This is a genomic window from Pseudomonas sp. Root329 (genome assembly GCF_001424925.1).
GTDB lineage: Bacteria > Pseudomonadota > Gammaproteobacteria > Pseudomonadales > Pseudomonadaceae > Aquipseudomonas > Aquipseudomonas arabinosi.
Genome location: NZ_LMCV01000010.1, coordinates 24,102 through 41,354, shown reverse-complemented (window position 1 = coordinate 41,354; position 17,253 = coordinate 24,102). Strand labels below are relative to the sequence as shown.

10 protein-coding genes are annotated in these 17,253 nt (G+C 59.2%); 7 read left to right on the top strand and 3 right to left on the bottom strand.

Translation table 11 applies throughout. From position 1 onward, the window contains the following. The first annotated feature begins 26 nt into the window (after positions 1–26). The 6 genes from ASC74_RS10735 to ASC74_RS10710 all read left to right on the top strand — a co-directional run bounded on the left by ASC74_RS10735 (position 27) and on the right by ASC74_RS10710 (position 14,841). Positions 27–4,550, top strand: coding sequence for a SpvB/TcaC N-terminal domain-containing protein (locus ASC74_RS10735; protein ID WP_056741362.1), 4,524 nt, complete (start codon positions 27–29; stop codon positions 4,548–4,550). Beyond that, complete coding sequence (locus ASC74_RS10730) at positions 4,547–7,360, top strand: RHS repeat domain-containing protein (RefSeq protein WP_056741361.1); 2,814 nt, start codon at positions 4,547–4,549, stop codon at positions 7,358–7,360. Before ASC74_RS10735 ends, ASC74_RS10730 begins: the two co-directional genes overlap by 4 nt. Beyond that, a complete protein-coding gene (locus tag ASC74_RS10725; RefSeq protein WP_056741360.1) occupies positions 7,353–10,022 on the top strand; it encodes an RHS repeat-associated core domain-containing protein in 2,670 nt (889 codons plus the stop codon). The genes ASC74_RS10730 and ASC74_RS10725 overlap by 8 nt, the downstream gene beginning before the upstream one ends. Before the next feature lie 147 nt (positions 10,023–10,169). Next, the gene (locus ASC74_RS10720) at positions 10,170–11,936 is read left to right on the top strand and encodes a sensor histidine kinase (RefSeq protein ID WP_056741409.1); all 1,767 of its coding nucleotides are present in this window, start codon (positions 10,170–10,172) and stop codon (positions 11,934–11,936) included. Beyond that, complete coding sequence (locus tag ASC74_RS10715; RefSeq protein WP_056741359.1) at positions 11,930–13,255, top strand: sigma-54-dependent transcriptional regulator; 1,326 nt, start codon at positions 11,930–11,932, stop codon at positions 13,253–13,255. Before ASC74_RS10720 ends, ASC74_RS10715 begins: the two co-directional genes overlap by 7 nt. Before the next feature lie 266 nt (positions 13,256–13,521). Then, entirely contained in the window at positions 13,522–14,841 is a 1,320-nt protein-coding gene (locus tag ASC74_RS10710; RefSeq protein ID WP_056741358.1) for an MFS transporter, read from the top strand. Between the two features lie 143 nt (positions 14,842–14,984). On the opposite strand, the gene ASC74_RS10705 is transcribed toward ASC74_RS10710, so the two are convergent. Further along, a complete protein-coding gene (locus ASC74_RS10705) occupies positions 14,985–15,740 on the bottom strand; it encodes a COG4705 family protein (protein WP_056741357.1) in 756 nt (251 codons plus the stop codon). A 208-nt stretch (positions 15,741–15,948) separates the two neighbouring features. Here ASC74_RS10705 and ASC74_RS10700 point away from each other — a divergent pair, with 208 nt between their 5' ends. Next, positions 15,949–16,578 (top strand): flavin reductase family protein, encoded by a 630-nt coding sequence (locus ASC74_RS10700; RefSeq protein ID WP_056741356.1) that lies wholly within the window; start codon positions 15,949–15,951, stop codon positions 16,576–16,578. Here ASC74_RS10700 and ASC74_RS10695 read toward each other — a convergent pair whose 3' ends face one another. Both ASC74_RS10695 and ASC74_RS10690 read right to left on the bottom strand, forming a co-directional pair. Continuing rightward, complete coding sequence (locus ASC74_RS10695) at positions 16,579–16,809, bottom strand: hypothetical protein (RefSeq protein ID WP_056741355.1); 231 nt, start codon at positions 16,807–16,809, stop codon at positions 16,579–16,581. It lies immediately after the preceding gene. A gap of 42 nt (positions 16,810–16,851) precedes the next feature. Continuing rightward, on the bottom strand, positions 16,852–17,205 hold the full coding sequence (locus ASC74_RS10690) for a putative quinol monooxygenase (protein ID WP_046049698.1): 354 nt from the start codon (positions 17,203–17,205) through the stop codon (positions 16,852–16,854). Positions 17,206–17,253: the final 48 nt, after the last annotated feature.

Here is a 17,253-nt window from a genome sequence, read left to right as displayed (position 1 = left end):
CGCCAAGCCGACACAGGATCAGTTCCATGGAAGAGCAAGCGTCCCTGAGCATCACTGAGCCCTCCATCGCCAAGAGTGCTTCCATTGCCACGATTGGCAAAAGCTGGGGATCGGTCGGCGTGACAGGCAGTGCCTCATTCGAGTTGCCGCTGCCCCTTTCAGCAGGGCGCGGTTTCGATCCCGTCATGGCGCTGAGCTATGACAGCCAGGGCGGTAACGGTCCGTTCGGCATTGGCTGGCGTTTGGGCACCAGTGCCATCACTCGCCGGACCAGCAAGGGCGCGCCCGATTACCTTGCCACTGACATCATGGTCGGCCCTGGTGGCGAGGAGTTGATGCCCGAGCTGGATGACGAGGGTAAGCCAAAGTCCAGAATCGAGACTCAATACCACGAGCACCCCATTGGCGTGCACAGCGTGGTGCGCTACTGGCCGCGGGTCGAGAGTTCGTTCGATCTGATCGAGCTGTGGCGTTCTGACGTCACCCCTCAAGGATTCTGGCTGGTGCACGGTGCGGACGGCAGTCTTCACCTGTTCGGTAAGTCCGACACCTCACGTAGGGCTGATCCGCAGGACCCGCAACGCGTGGGTGCCTGGTTGTTGCAGGAAAGCATGAACACCCACGGTGAACACATTTGCTTCGAATACAAAAAAGAGGACTCGTCTGAGGACTCGGGTCTGCCACACGACTACCGGGCTCAGCGTTACTTGCATCGCGTGCTGTATGGCAACTTTGAGGCGAGCAGCCACTTGTATGGCTGGAACATTCTGAGATTAGCGCCGCCATCATGGCACTTCCATCTGGTGTTTGACTACGGCGAGCGCACTAAAGCCCTGACGGAAAAGCCAGTCTATGACGGCGACACACTTGATCCATGGCTGATGCGCTCAGACCCCTTTTCCTCCTATGGTCAAGGCTTTGAAGTGGGCACTCGCCGCCTTTGCCAACAAGTGTTGATGTTTCATCAAATTCCCGATTTAGGGGCCGATCCGGTGCTGGTTCGACGCCTGGTACTTGATTACCCGCCCAGCACTGCGCTCTGGTCCTATAGTCAAATAGTGGCGGCGCACTATCAGACGTACGACGCCAGTGGCGCCGTGGAAAACATGCCGCCAGTGGAGTTCGACTATTCAGGCTTCGAACTCAATCAGCAGTCGAGTCCGTTCTTCCCGTTCCAAAACATGCCCGGCATCGAGGACGGCGCGCACCATCAGTGCGTTGATTTGTTCGGTGAAGGCGTGCCCGGATTTATCTGTCGTTACGACAAGAGCTGGTATTACCGCGAACCCTTGCGTGCGCCCACGGGCACCGACGACATCCACTATGGCCTATGGACAGAACTGTCCAGAATTCCCGTGGCCGATCGCAATCAACCGACCTATCAGGCGTTGACCGATCTGACCGGCGATGGTCGGCTTGACTGGATCCTCGCCTCACCCGGCATGAGCGGTTTCCACACCCTCAACCCCGATCGCAGCTGGTCAGGGTTCATTCCCTTTACGGCGTTCCCGGTGGAGTTTTTCCACACGCTTTCACAGTCTGGCGACTTGATGGGCGACGGGCTCAGCTCGATGGCGCTGATCGGCCCGCGAAGCGTGCGCCTGTACGCCAATCGACGTGAGGATGGTTTCGCCCCGGGTCAGGACGTCGAGCACGAACCGGACACCGATCGCTTGCCGCTGTTCAGCAACTCGCGTAGCGAACTGGTGATGCTGGGCAACTTGCTGGGCAGCGACATGAGCGAGTTGTGCCGCATCCGGCATGACGAAATCAAATGCTGGCCGAACCTGGGCCACGGTCGGTTCGGCAAGGGTTTTGTCATGAGTGGCCCGACCTTCGACTACGCGACATTCGACGCGGCGCGGGTGCGGATTGCCGACCTCGACGGCTCCGGTGCACCGGCACTGATTTATCTGAGGTCCGACTGTTTCGAGATCTATTTGAATCACGGCGGCAATGGCCTGGAGCAGTTCCCTGTCACGGTCCTCTGGCCCGACGGCATCCGTTACGACAACTTGTGCCAGGTCACCTTCGCCGACCTGCAAGGCCTGGGGTGCGCGAGCCTGATTCTGACCGTGCCACACATGAAGCCACAGCACTGGCGCTACGATTTCGTCAGTGCCAAGCCTTACATGCTGGTGGCCAGTAACAACAACATGGGTTGCAGTACGCAGGTGGTGTATCGCAGTTCGGCACAGGAATGGCTGGATGAAAAGAATCGGATACTCAAGCTCAAGCGTTTCCCGATTTCCTACTTGCCGTTCCCGGTGCCCGTGGTCAAGCAACAAAGCCAGCTCGATGAAATCACCGGCAACCGCTTGAACCAGTTTTTTCAGTATTTGCACGGTTATTACGATGGCCGAAACCGCGAGTTTCGCGGCTTTGGCCTGCTGCGCCAGACAGACAGCGAAACTGCCGCACGTGCAGACGACATCGGTTTTACCGCCCCGGCGCTGGTCTGCACCTGGTTTCACACCGGACGGCTGATCGACCTGCCACGCGATGGCTACTTCAATCGTGATCCCGATGCCCTTGCCTTGAAACCCACGTTGTTTTGCCGGTATCACCGCAACGACCACTTTGATGATCCCGTCCCACCCGCCGACGAAGCCAGCGCCCACGAAATCGCCCGCACCCTCGCCGGGTCGGTGTTGCGGGTCGAAACCTACGCCGCCGACGATGACCTGGCCACGGCAGTGCCTTTCGCCGTAGAGGAAAGCCGCTACAAGGTCCGCGAACTGCGCAAAAAAGGGGACCATGACGCTTACCCCATCATGCTGCCCTTGCAACTGGAGAAGATCAGCTACCAGTACGAGCGCTTCGCGAATGACCCGCTGTGCCGACATGAAATCACCTTGGGCCATGACGAGTTCGGTCTGCCTGTGCATACCATTACGGTCAGTTATGCACGGCGCAGAACCTCCATTGATGAACCGCCCTTTGACGATGTCGATGAACAGAAATGGTGGCTTGATGCCCATGACCCGGCGCAACAGTCGTATTACCTGAACGAATCCCGCACCGAGTTCATTCACTTGAAGGAGGACCTGCAAGGCTGGCGACTGGGTCTGCCCTATCTGCAACGGGGCAACGCAATGGTCTTGCCCAAGGGGACGGCCCCCGCAGGACTTACCCCGGCAGATATCTCCCATGAACGGTTTATCGAGCTGTACGCCACGCCCGAATGGGCCGCACAGAGGCTGCTGACCACGCAGTCGGTACATCGCTACCTCAAGACTGACGATCGAACAGTACTTGCCGATGGCAAAGCCGATTTCGAAGCGCTGAGGGCTCCGTTGGAACTCGCACAACTGGACAAGACAGCACTGCAAGCCTACGACACGGTGCCGTCGCTCGTTATTCGGGACGAACTGGAAAAAATCGGCTATTCGGCCATGCCTCTGGTGCTGGGGATAGACGAGGAGGCAGACAAGGAAGAGGACAAGGAGAGAAATCTATGGTCGTCCCGGTATGGTTTTGCCAAGTACGGCGAGTTCGATAGTTTTTACAAAGTGATGGAGTACAACGAAACGCCCAGTTACGGCATCACGACAGCCCGTTACGACGCCTACTGTTTGCTGCCGAAAAGCATCACGCAGCCGGACGGGTGCGAAGCCCGTTTCGAATATGACTATCACGCGCTGCAACTCATGCGCAGCATTGATGCCAATGACAATGTCGAGGAAGCCCTTTACGAGCCGTCCGGACAACCCCTTGCCATCAGTTTTTATGGCACTGAAGACGACAAAGACGTTGGTTTTCGCCCCATCGATGAACACATACGTCCCGTGGACCATCGTCCGGACCCTGCCATCGAAGATCCGAAAGGCGCCCTGCAAAAAGCGGCCAGCGTATTGCGCAAGGACCTGTTCAGCTGGATGGGCGAACTCCCCCATTCCGTCAGGCAGACACCTGACTGGCTGACCACCTGGATTGCGCAAGGTTACGTGCTACCCACCCTGCATATTCGCGCCAGCGCCCGCCGTCGCCTGTCCCGGCTCAAATCCCTGACTGCGCCTGAACAAGCGCTGCTCGACCTGATCCACTCGACTCCCCGCGAACCGGTGCACAGCGTCGTCCTCACTGCTGACCGTTATTGGGATGATGAGCTGCAGCAAATCCAGATCGTCAAAGCCTTTGTGGATGGTTTCGGTCGGCCACTGCAGACCAAACAGTTGGTCGAGCCGGGACAGGCTTTTGTGGTGGAAAACGGTGAGCTGGTGATTGAAGACGGCAAGCCAAAAGTCGCGCACGCCGATCAACGCTGGCGCGTCAGCGAACGTGTGGAATACAACAACAAAGGACTGGCTGTTCGGGTGTTTCGCCCTTACTTCGCCAATGGACATCGCTATATCAATGACCATTCCTTCCGTGAGTTCGGCCATCACGATCAGAACTTTTACGACGTGCTGGGTCGCCAGCACAAAGTCATCAACGCCAAAGGAGATGTCGCGCTCGAGATCATCCATCCCTGGTACGCCACCAAGCTGGACTTTAATGACACCTACGTTGCGCCGCCTGAAAGTGGGTTGAAGGCAGGCAAGTCATGACGACCGGGGTCCATTGGCGCACCCCGAACCTGACGGTCATTGATAGTCGGGGGTTGCCGATTCGCCAGGTCGCCTATTTGCGCAAGGTCATTGACGGGTCGCTGGAAACTCTGATTACCCGACAGTGGCATGACGCTGCCGGGCGAATGCTCGGACAATCGGACCCGCGCCTGTTCGGTATCGTGCCCAACCTGAACACGGTGTACCGCCTTAGCGGCGAACCGCTGAAAGTCGATTCCGTCGATGCCGGTTGGCGATTGAGCCTGCCGGGGCTGGCGGGTGAAGAGCTCCAGCGCTGGGATCAACGCGGCAGTCATTGGCGCACCACCTACGACCCTCAGTTGCGCCCCCTCGCCATCGAGGAAAACGGCCAGCCGAACGTCGAAACCGTTACCTACGCTGACGCCTCTGCCGATCCCGCCCGCAACCTGCGCGGCCAATTGACCGAGCAGGTCGACCGCTCCGGCACCTTGAGTTTCGACAGCTACGGTTTACTCGGACAACCCCTGCGCGACACCCGAATTCTGGTCGAGGGCAAGCCTTACCTCAGCAGCCGAATTTATAGCCCGCTCGGCACCGTGCTGAGCCAAATCGATGCCGGTGACCACCAGCAACAGTTGCGTTACGACGTTGCCGGGCAGCTCAAACAGGTTGAGCTGCGACTAAAAGGCAGCCCGAACTGGCAGCCGGTGCTCAAAGACGCGCAGTACAACGCCGCCAGCCAGATCACCGAACAACGGGCCGGCAATGACGTACTGAGCACCTGGACCTATGACCCGGCCGATGGACGCCTATCCACGCAACGTGCGCAAAAAAACGCCGAACCGGCGCTGCAAAACCTGGAGTATTTCTACGACCGCGTCGGCAACATCACCCGCATCGAAGACCACGCGTTCAAACCGATTTACTTCGCTAACCAACTGATCGACGGCCACCGCGACTTCACCTACGACTCGCTGTACCGGCTGACCCGCGCCACCGGTTACGACGATGCGCCACCGTCGGATATTCCGGGACGGCCCCTGCCCGGCGACCCCAACAATCGGCTCAACTACCAACAAGGCTATGAATACGATCACGGCGGCAACCTGATCAGGCTGCGTCACGTGCGGGCGGGCGCTTCGCAGACTCGCGAGATGTTCATCGACCCTGCCAGCAACCGCGGTGTGCGCTGGACAGAGGGAGATCCTGCTCCGGTTTTTTCCGAGTTGTTCGACCTTCACGGCAACCTCCAGAACTTACAGCCGGGCAAAGCCTTGCAGTGGAACGCCCTGGATCAGCTGGATTCGGTCACGCTGGTCAAACGCACTAACGGCTCGGATGACGAAGAGTTCTACCGCTACAGCCAGGGCGTGCGCGTGTACAAACGGCATAAAACCCACACGCCATCGCTGACCCATTTCCAGGACGTGATCTACCTGCCGGGGCTGGAAATCCGCACCCGCGACAACGACGAAGAGTTGCACGTGATCACCCTGCCCGGCGGACACGGCAGTGTGCGTTGCCTGCACTGGGTCAGCGGTAAACCCGCAAAAATCGCCGACGACCAATTGCGCTACAGCCTCGATGACCACTTGGGGTCCTGCGCGCTGGAACTCGATCATGATGCGCAAGTGATCAGCCAGGAAGGTTATTACCCGTTCGGCGCCACAGCCTGGTTCGCGCGCGGAAGTGAGGTGGGCGTCGACTACAAAACCATCCGCTATTCGGGCAAGGAAATGGATGACAGCGGGCTGTATTACTACGGCGCACGCTATTACGCACCGTGGTTGCAGCGCTGGGTCAGTGCCGACCCGGTGGGGGATGTGGACGGGTTGAATCTGTATGGGTTTGTCGGGAACAACCCGTTGCGCTATGTGGATCCTGAGGGAGGAACCAAAGCAGAAAGCGTGATTTCCCTCTACGCGGGTTTTATTTCCACCCTTGGTGGTCATGCCGAGCAGACACTTGGGCAACTCCACAACATCATCCAGCAGAAGAGCCCCTTACGAAGTCTGGCAGTGAATATGGTCGGCGAGGTAGCTCAGGGGATCGCTGGCTATGAGGGGGGTGTTATAGGTAGCGGGCAAGTGGGCGCCGTTCTGCCAAATGCCTCTCATACAATCCCGTTCGCGGATCCAAACGCGCTGATCGGCGGCAACGGTGGCGGGGATGTGGCCAGCGCGATGTCAGCCCCGATAACGACCAGCACGGGGTCGTTTGGCCCACTTATTCCGCAAACCTCAAAGATGTCCGTTGGTGCGATTGATCGCCAGTTAGGCATCACTGGTGCAGTTAACGAAATAAACAGCTGGAAAGACGTAAAGAGTGAGCTGATCAACCCGGCGCTCAACGCAGTCCTCAACCCTGAATTTATGATGAACAGAGTGATCGCCTCGGTGATATCGATCATCCCCGGCGCTCTCAATATGTTTGCTCGCGCCATCGAAGCCGAAGACATCAAGAACCGGCTCGATCCGGTCAAGATCGGCAAAATCGAGACAATGCTCAGCGAGTGGAAAACGGCTGTTGAGCAGCGTTCAGCCTGGAGCGAAGCGGCCTTCGATGCATTGGGAACCGACGTTATCTTCCCGGCCAACTTGCTTCCCAATGTCAACCACATGACATCCAGAGAAGACTTGGCACCGATTAGCCGGTCAGCCTTGCGCCAGCAAACCAGCGCCGTCCTTGCCGACATAACACACGCTCAAGGAGGGATCGCCGCCTACAAAGAGATGGGTACCACGGATAATCAGTTTTTAAGACGGCAAGCTCATCCGGCCTCCGCAAGTCGCTCCAGGTTGGTCAACTGGTGGAACAACAATGGATAGTTCTGTCCACCTGCGCACGCCCTCGCTCACGGTGAATGAAAGCCGGGGCCTGCCGGTCCGCCAGGTGGCTTATCTGCGCACTGTCGCTGCCGGCCCGGTGGAAACCCTGATCACCCGCCAGCACTACGACGCCGCCGGGCGACTGCTCGAACAATCGGACCCGCGCCTGTTAGGTATAGTCCCCAACCTGGTCACGGTCTACCACCTCTCCGGCGAACCGCTGAAAGTCGACAGCGTCGACGCCGGCTGGCGTCTGAGCCTTCCAGGCCTGGCCGGGGAAGTGCTGATGCGTTGGGACCAACGCGGCAGTCATTGGCGCACCACCTACGACGCTCTGTTGCGCCCGCTCAGCATCGAGGAAGACGGTGAGCCCAACGTCGAAACCTTTACCTATGCCGATGCCTCCGCCGATCCCGCCCACAACCTGCGCGGTCAGTTGACCGAGCAGCTCGACCGCTCCGGCACCTTGAGTCTCGACAGCTACAGCCTGCTCGGACAGCCGCTGCGCGACACCCGAACCCTGCTCGAGAGCAAGCCCTACCGCAGTAGCCGGATTTATGGCCCCCTCGGCACGGTGCTGAGCCAGACCGATGCCGGTGACCACCAGCAACAATCGCGTTACGACATTGCCGGGCAGCTCCAGCAGGTTGAGCTGCGGATAAAAGGCAGCCCGAACTGGCAACCGGTACTCAAAGACGCGGAGTACAACGCCACCGGCCAGATCATCGAACAACGCGCCGGCAACGACGTGCTGAGCACCTGGACCTACGACCCGGCCACTGGACGCCTGTCCACACAACGTGCGCAAAAAAACGCCGCGCCGGCGCTGCAAAACCTCGAGTACTTCTACGACCGCGTTGGCAACATCACCCACATCGAAGACCACGCGTTCAAACCGATTTACTTCGCCAACCAACTCATCGACGGCCACCGCAACTTCACCTATGACTCGCTGTACCGGCTGACCCGCGCCACCGGTTACGACGATGCGCCGCCGTCAGATATTCCGGGCCGGCCCTCACCCGGCGATCCCAACAATCGGCTCAACTACCAACAAAACTATGAGTACGATCACGGCGGTAACCTGATCAAACTGCGTCACGTGCGGGCGGGCACCTCACAGACCCGCGAGATATTCATCGACCCTGCCAGCAACCGAGGTGTGCGCTGGAAAGAGGGGGATCCTGTACCCGATTTTCCCGAGTTGTACGACCGCCACGGCAATCTCCAAGACTTGCAACCGGGCAAAGCCTTGCAGTGGAACAGCCATGATCAGCTGGCATCGGTCACGCTGGTCAAACGCGACAATGGACCCGATGACGAAGAGTTCTACCGCTACAGCCAGGGCGTGCGCGTGTACAAACGGCATGAAACCCACACGTCATCGCTCAGCCATTTCCAGGACGTGATCTACCTCCCGGGGCTGGAAATCCGCACCCGCGACAACAGCGAAGAACTGCACGTGATCACCCTGCCCGGCGGGCACGGCAGCGTGCGTTGCCTGCACTGGGTCAGCGGCAAACCCGCCAACATCGCCGCCGATCAATTGCGCTACAGCCTCGACGATCATTTGGGTTCCTGCGCGCTGGAGCTCGATCAAAATGCACAGGTGATCAGCGAGGAAGGTTATTACCCGTTCGGCGCCACGGCCTGGTATGCGCGGGGAAGCGAGGTGGACGTCGACTACAAAACCATCCGTTATTCAGGCAAGGAAATGGATGACAGCGGGCTGTACTACTACGGCGCACGCTATTACGCGCCGTGGTTGCAACGATGGGTCAGTGCAGACCCGGCGGGGGCTGTGGATGGGTTGAACCTGTATGCAATGGTCGGCAACAACCCGCTTCTGTACGTCGACAAGTCAGGCACATTCAAAGCGGTGTTTGAACTGGCGGAGGGTTTCGTCGGCGTACTTGGCAAAGCCAAAAACGCTGTCGACCAGATACACAACCTGGCCACTAAATTCGACGGCCTCATTCCCGAAGGCGCCGATATTGCCGAGGTCCGGCAGAGCATGACGCTGGGTAAATTCATTAAATCCAAACATGGGTTTGGAGCTATGGCCGCGGGCGCCTCCGCGGGCTTTACTGTAGGAGGAATACTGGGTTCTGCAGTGCCCGGCATCGGTAATGCAATTGGCAGCGCTATCGGGGCAGTTGTAGGCGCCATTGCAATGCCGTTGGTGCGGTATTACTTTTTCAAGAAAGGCCTGAAGCTGGCGGAGACGCTACATACCCAAGAAATCAAAGATAGCTTGAACACTGCTGTCGACACCACGAACAAAGTCATCGATGGGGCACAAAGTCTTGTCAGCGGTGGCCGCGATATGTTCGAAAAAATCAAAAATTTCTCAGACAGCATCAACGCCTACCCAGAACGAATTCAGAACCTGTTTTACACGCAGCTGGAGGAACTCACCTCCGAAAATCAACGTGAGGCGATGAAACTGCTGAATAGCGGTATCAACCCTTTTGAGGCAATTACTCAGGTGCTGGAGAAAGCACAAACCATTGTTGACGTGCCAAGCGAGGCAGAGGGTGCTAGTGATCGGCTGGCACAACAGGCTGACGAAGTCGCGACCCATGCATCCAGCAGGCCCGTCCCCAAACCCAGAAAACTGATACAGAATCTTCAACGAAGAAACAGCGAATCAACCGCGTAGAACGACACACCCACGAAACCTGGTGGGCAGAGTCTCCCGGCACCTCATTGAAAAGCACGCCGCCTGACGTGCCGGGCAAAAACCGATTGGCCGCCGTCACTCCATGTTATGGTGCCGGCCCCGACCTTCTATGCGTTTGCGACAAGCATGCTGCCGACCTCTCGTACCCTGCGTCTGACGTTGTACACCTTGCTGATCCTCGCCGGTGCCGCGCTGGCAGCCGGGCTTGCCGTGCGTCATGCCGAACGCCAGGCCCTGGTCGAAGACGCCGCCCGCGCCAATCAGCAATTGGCGTTGTATGCCAACTCTTTGCACACCCTGATCGACCGCTACCGCGCCCTGCCCGCCGTGCTCGCGCTGGACCCGGAGTTGCGTTCCGCGCTCAACGGACCGGTGACGCCCGAACAGCAGGACGCACTGAACCGCAAACTGGAAAAGATCAACGGCGCGGCGCAATCCTCGACCCTGGAACTGCTCGACCACACCGGTCTGGCGGTGGCCGCCAGCAATTGGCGTTTGCCCAGCAGTTACGTCGGTCACAACTACGGTTTCCGCCCCTACTTCAGCGAGACACGCACCCAGGGCACCGGGCGCTTTTACGCGGTGGGCGTGACCAGCGGCATTCCCGGTTACTTCCTGTCCAGCGCGGTTACCGGTGACGACGGCCAGTTCCTCGGCGCGATGGTGGTGAAACTCGAATTTCCGGAACTGGAGCGCGAATGGCGTCAGGGCAGCGACACGCTGCTGGTCAGTGATGCACGCGGGATTATCTTCATCGCCAACCAGCCGGGCTGGCGCTATCGCCTGTTGAAACCGCTGAGTGACAGCGATCACGCGGAGCTCAAGGCCACCCGCCAATACGACAAACAACCGCTGACCCCGCTCGAGTATCAATCGGTGCGGCGCTTCGACGACAACAGTGATCTGACGCGGGTCGTGGGCCCTGACGGGACGGCCAATTACCTGTGGGAATCGCTGCCGCTGAGCACTGAAGGCTGGACGTTGCACCTGCTGCGCCGCCCGCAAGTCGCATTCGAAGACAGCCGTAACGCCGGGCTCGCCGCCGCCGGGTTGTGGCTGGCGGTGGTGTTTCTGTTGCTGTTCCTCAATCAGCGCTGGCGTCTGGCCAAGCTGCGCCAGCGCAGTCGCGAAGAGCTCGAACAACTGGTGGAAGAACGCACCCGCGACCTGCGCACCGCTCAGGACGGTCTGGTGCAATCGGCCAAACTCGCCGCACTCGGCCAGATGTCTGCGGCGCTGGCCCATGAAATCAACCAGCCGCTGACCGCCCAGCGCATGCAGCTTGCTACTCTGAGGCTGCTGCTCGATCACGGCCGGGTCGATGACGCCTACAAAGCACTCAGACCGGTGGATGACATGCTGACGCGCATGGCCGCCCTCACCGGTCACCTGAAAACCTTCGCCCGCAAAAGCCCCAGCGGTTTACGCGAACGGCTGGATTTGGCGTCGGTGGTGGACCAATCGTTGCAGCTGCTCGACACAAGGTTGCGCGATGAACAGGTCAGCACGGTGCTGCACCTGACTCGCCCGGCCTGGGTGCGTGGCGATGCGATTCGTCTGGAACAGGTGCTGATCAATTTGCTGCGCAATGCCCTGGATGCGATGCACGATAAACCGTGCAAGCGCCTGGAAATCCGTATCGAAGCCGACGAACAACTCTGGCGCCTGACCGTCGCCGACAACGGTGGCGGCATTGCCGAAGAGCACTTGGCCAACGTGTTTGATCCGTTCTTCACCACCAAACCGGTGGGTGATGGCCTGGGCCTCGGGCTGGCCGTATCCTTTGCCATCGTGCACGAATCGGGCGGACGCCTGAGCGCCAACAATCATGCAAACGGCGCGGTGTTCACCGTGACCTTGCCCATCGACCTGGAGGCCCCTGGCTCATGCTGAACTCAGTGATGGTGGTCGACGACGAAAGCAGTATTCGCAGCGCCGTCGAACAATGGCTGAGCCTGTCGGGGTTCGAGGTGCAGTTGTTCAGCCGCGCCGATGAGTGCCTGGCGCAGCTGCCGAAGCATTTCCCCGGGGTGATCCTCAGCGACGTGCGCATGCCGGGCATGACCGGCCTGGAACTGCTGGCCGAGGTTCAGCGGCGCGACGCCGACTTGCCGGTGATTCTGCTGACCGGTCACGGCGATGTGCCGATGGCGGTCGAAGCGATGCGCGATGGCGCCTACGACTTCCTTGAAAAACCCTTCAGCCCTGAAACCCTGCTAGGCAGTCTGCGCCGCGCGCTGGACAAGCGGCGGCTGGTGCTGGAAAACCGCGCCCTGCACGAGCAGGCGGACAACCGCGCCAAACTCGATGCGACGTTGCTGGGCGTGTCCCGTGGTTTGCAGACACTGCGTCGGCAAGTGCTGGACCTGGCGACGCTGCCGGTCAATGTGTTGATTCGCGGTGAAACCGGCAGCGGCAAGGAACTGGTTGCCCGTTGCCTGCACGACTTTGGTCCGCGGGCCGACAAACCGTTTGTGGCATTGAACTGTGCGGCGATCCCCGAGCAGTTGTTCGAGGCCGAGCTGTTCGGTCACGAAAGCGGCGCCTTCACCGGCGCTTCAGGCAAACGTATCGGCAAGCTCGAATACGCCGATGGCGGCACGCTGTTTCTCGATGAAATCGAAAGCATGCCGCTGGCCCAGCAGGTGAAATTGCTGCGGGTGTTGCAGGAGCAGAAGCTGGAGCGGTTGGGCTCGAATCAGAGCATCCGCGTGGATTTGCGAATCATCGCCGCGACCAAACCCGACTTGCTGGACGAAGCCCGGGCCGGACGTTTTCGCGAGGATTTGGCCTATCGGTTGAACGTGGCCGAGTTGCGGCTGCCGCCGTTGCGCGAGCGGCGTGAAGACATTCCACTGTTGTTCGAGTCGTTTGCACAAAATGCCGCCGAGCGTTTGGGGCGCACTTTCCCACCGCTGAGCGGCCCGCAGTTGAGCCACCTGCTGAGCCACGACTGGCCGGGCAATGTGCGCGAGTTGGCGAACGTTGCTGAGCGACAAGTGTTGGGACTGGGCGAGCCGGAACCGGTGGGGATTGATCCTGGGCAATCGCTGGCGGCGCAGCAGGAAGCGTTTGAAGCGCATTGTCTGCGCGCGGCGTTGACCCGGCATAAGGGCGATGTGAAAGCGGTACTTGAAGAACTTCAACTGCCGCGCCGCACGTTCAATGAAAAGATGCAGCGGCATGGCCTGACCCGCGAGATGTTTGTGTAATCGACCGTCAAGATCAAAAGGTCGCAGCCTTCGGCAGCTCCTACAGGGTGTACTCCGATCTAACGTAGGAGCTGCCGAAGGCTGCGATCTTTTGATCTTTCGGCGATTTTCCGCTCACACCCAACTTAGAATAAGCGGATTTCCGCTCACGAAATCTTCAAAACCCCTCTAAACCGGCCCTCCTCCCCTTGGCACAGCTCCTGCTATAGCCCAAGCAGGCTGCGTTTCAACGCGCTCCACAAAAACAATTAAATGAAGGATCCGTCATGGATAACTCACAAACCCTGCCTCTTGGGTCGGCAGCTACGCCTGCCAAAGAAAGAACCACTGCCAGTCGCATCAAATCGATCTTCAGCGGCTCTGTCGGCAACATGGTCGAGTGGTACGACTGGTACGTCTACGCCGCCTTCTCCCTGTACTTCGCCAAGGCCTTTTTCCCCAAAGGCGACACCACCGCACAACTGCTGAACACCGCCGCGATCTTCGCCGTGGGCTTCCTGATGCGCCCGATCGGTGGCTGGCTGATGGGCCTTTACGCCGACAAGGCAGGTCGCAAGAAAGCACTGATGGCTTCGGTGTACCTGATGTGTTTCGGCTCGCTGCTGATCGCCCTGAGCCCGGGTTATGAAACCATTGGCATCGGCGCACCGATCCTGCTGATTTTCGCCCGTTTGCTGCAAGGCCTGTCGGTCGGTGGCGAGTACGGCACCTCGGCAACGTACCTCAGCGAGATGGCGACCAAGGATCGTCGCGGTTTCTACTCCAGCTTCCAGTACGTGACCCTGATCTCCGGTCAGCTCATCGCCCTGGCCGTGCTGATCGTGCTGCAACAGACCCTGACCACTGAAGAGCTGTACGCCTGGGGCTGGCGCATCCCGTTCGCCATCGGCGCGCTGTGTGCCGTGGTCGCGCTGTACCTGCGTCGTGGCATGGAAGAAACCGAGTCGTTCACCAAGAAAGAGAAGGCCAAGGAAAGCGCGATGCGCACCTTGATGCGTCATCCGAAGGAACTGATGACCGTGGTCGGCCTGACCATGGGCGGCACCCTGGCGTTCTACACCTACACCACGTACATGCAGAAATATCTGGTGAACACGGTCGGCATGAGCATCTCCGACTCCACCACGATTTCCGCTGCCACGCTGTTCCTGTTCATGTGCTTGCAACCGCTTGTTGGCGGGCTGTCGGATAAAGTCGGTCGCCGGCCAATCCTGATTGCCTTCGGTATTCTCGGGACGCTGTTCACCGTGCCGATCCTGACCACCCTGCACACCGTGCAGACCTGGTGGGGCGCGTTCTTCCTGATCATGGCGGCGCTGATCATCGTCAGCGGCTACACCTCGATCAACGCGGTGGTCAAAGCCGAACTGTTCCCGACCGAAATCCGCGCCCTGGGCGTCGGCCTGCCGTACGCGCTGACCGTGTCGATCTTCGGCGGCACCGCTGAATACATCGCACTGTGGTTCAAGAGCATCGGCATGGAAACCGGTTACTACTGGTATGTCACCGCGTGTATTGCCGTGTCGTTGCTGGTCTACGTGACCATGAAAGACACCCGCAAGCATTCGCGGATCGAAACGGACTGACAGGCACATCGAGGTCGGCTGTACCGGCCTCTTCGTCGGAACGCCGCCCGAACCAAGCCCGCTCCCACATTCGACCCCATTCTTCTGAAAGAACTCGGTCAACCTGTGGGAGCGGGCTTGCTCGCGAATGCCGCGACTCGGTTTCAAGACAACTCGGCAACTTCCTGCTTCGTGTATTTGCTCTGCACGATCGAAGCCCCCGCAATCATCACCACCAGAATCCCCGCCAACACCAACGACGAACCGATGGTGCCGAAATCCAGCCCACCCTTTGCATGGGGCTTGGTCAGGAAATCGCCCAACGTCGCGCCAAACGGCCGTGTCAGCACAAACGCCACCCAGAACAGCAGCACCGACGAAATCTTCGTGAAGTATTTGAGCAACACCACCACCGCAATGGTCGAGCCGATCAGCAGTGCACCACCGGCAAAACCGAGACCCGAGTCATCAGCCAGGTAGTCGCCAAGCGCAGTGCCCAGGGTGTTGGAAAACAGTATCGCCATCCAGTAAAACATCTCGCCGCGAAAGGTCTGGACCTTGGTGACGTTCAGCGAATCGCCGCTCAAGCGCCACGCAGCAAAAATCCCTATCAAAATCGCAATCAGGATCATCGAGCCCGTGGCATAGCCCAACTCAAGGGTGCGGTCCATGAAATCAGACATGGTGGTGCCGGCCGTGCTGGTCGACAAAATCACGATCCAGTACAGCACCGGTTTGTAGGTTTTGGACATCAGTTGTGTGATCAGCGTCAGTACGAACACGCTGATCAAAATCAGCGAGCTGATGGCGTAACCGACGTTGAGGGTCATCGACAGCAAGTCGCCGGCGGTTTCCCCCAGGGTCGTCGCGCAGATTTTCATCACCCAGAACGCCAGGGTGATTTGAGGAAGTTTGTTCATCGAGGGTAAAGCTCCAATAGTCAGGGCAGCCGTTTCTCAGGCTTTGGACGCCGCGCAGACTGAAGGTGAGGCCGTGAAAATTAGGTAGGTGCTTTATGAAAAAACTGTCACACAAGCCAATGCGCCGTCATTGCCACACTGGAAATTGCTGGCCACCGCTTGCACTATGGCCCTCTTCGCTACAAACCGAACTCAGGAACCCCGCGCCATGCCCGACGACATCCACTTCTACGAACCCGCCAACGGCCACGGCCTGCCGCATGATCCGTTCAATGCGATCGTCGGCCCGCGTCCCATTGGCTGGATTTCCTCTCAGGATGCCAATGGCCGCCTGAACCTGGCGCCTTACAGTTTCTTCAACGCGTTCAACTACATTCCGCCGATCATTGGGTTTTCCAGTGTCGGGCGCAAAGACAGCCTGAATAACATCGAACAGACCGGCGAATTCGTCTGGAACCTGGCGACCCGGCCACTGGCCGAGCAGATGAACCAGAGCTCTGCCATGGCCCCGCCCGAGGTCAACGAGTTCGAGTTGTCCGGGCTAACCCCGGCAGCGTCGAAAATCATTCAGGTGCCGCGCGTCGCCGAAAGCCCGGTGTCCTTCGAGTGCAAGGTCACGCAGATCATTCAGTTGCAGCGGGCCGATGGCAACGTGGTGCCGAGCTGGCTGATTCTCGGCGAAGTGGTCGCCGTGCATATCGCCAAATGGCTGTTGAAGGATGGGGTGTACGACACCGCCGCGGCAGAACCGATTCTGCGCGGCGGCGGGCCAGCGGATTATTTCCAGCTGGGGCCTGAGGCGTTGTTCAAGATGTATCGCCCGGGGGCGAAAAGGTAATTACCAGATCAGGTCGCCGTCTTCGCTGACGTCTTTGAGGTGTGTCAACTGCAGCGCAGCGGCTTCATCGGCCTCGCGGGCAGTTTTGAAGGTCTGTTCTTCGAGCAGCTTGTGAAAGCGCGGCGCACCCGAACCACCGATGGCTTTGGTGGCGATTGCGGCGTGATAACCACCTTCACGGGGTACTACGGCAGATACGGCTTCGAAGGTTTCAAAGGCTTTGCGTGCCATGTCGCGGATCCTGGCTGAATGGAGAATTGAGCCATTAAACCCTCAACCCGCCATTTTGTGTACCCACGACTGAGACTGCCCCAGCGCCTGGGCGGCCGACACGTCCTTGAAGGTATGAAAATCCAGGCTGTTGACCACCAGGTCTTGCACCAACCCGGCAAAAATCTGCATGGCCGGGGTGCTGAAGTAAGCGGTCATGGCCTGCTGGTTCATCCAGAAACCGGACACCAGCCACAACTCCGGATCGCACTGCGAATGTTGCAGGGCAAAATTCAGGCAACCCGGTGCGCTGCGGGACGGCTCGATCAAGGCGCTCAGGCGCGCACCGAGTTCCGCCGAACGCCCGGCGCGGGCGCGGACAAAGGCCATATGACTGACGGGGATCTGCGTAGACATGTTCAACCCTCCCAGGTACTCGAGTGGCAGCCGTGGGACGGGCTGCGA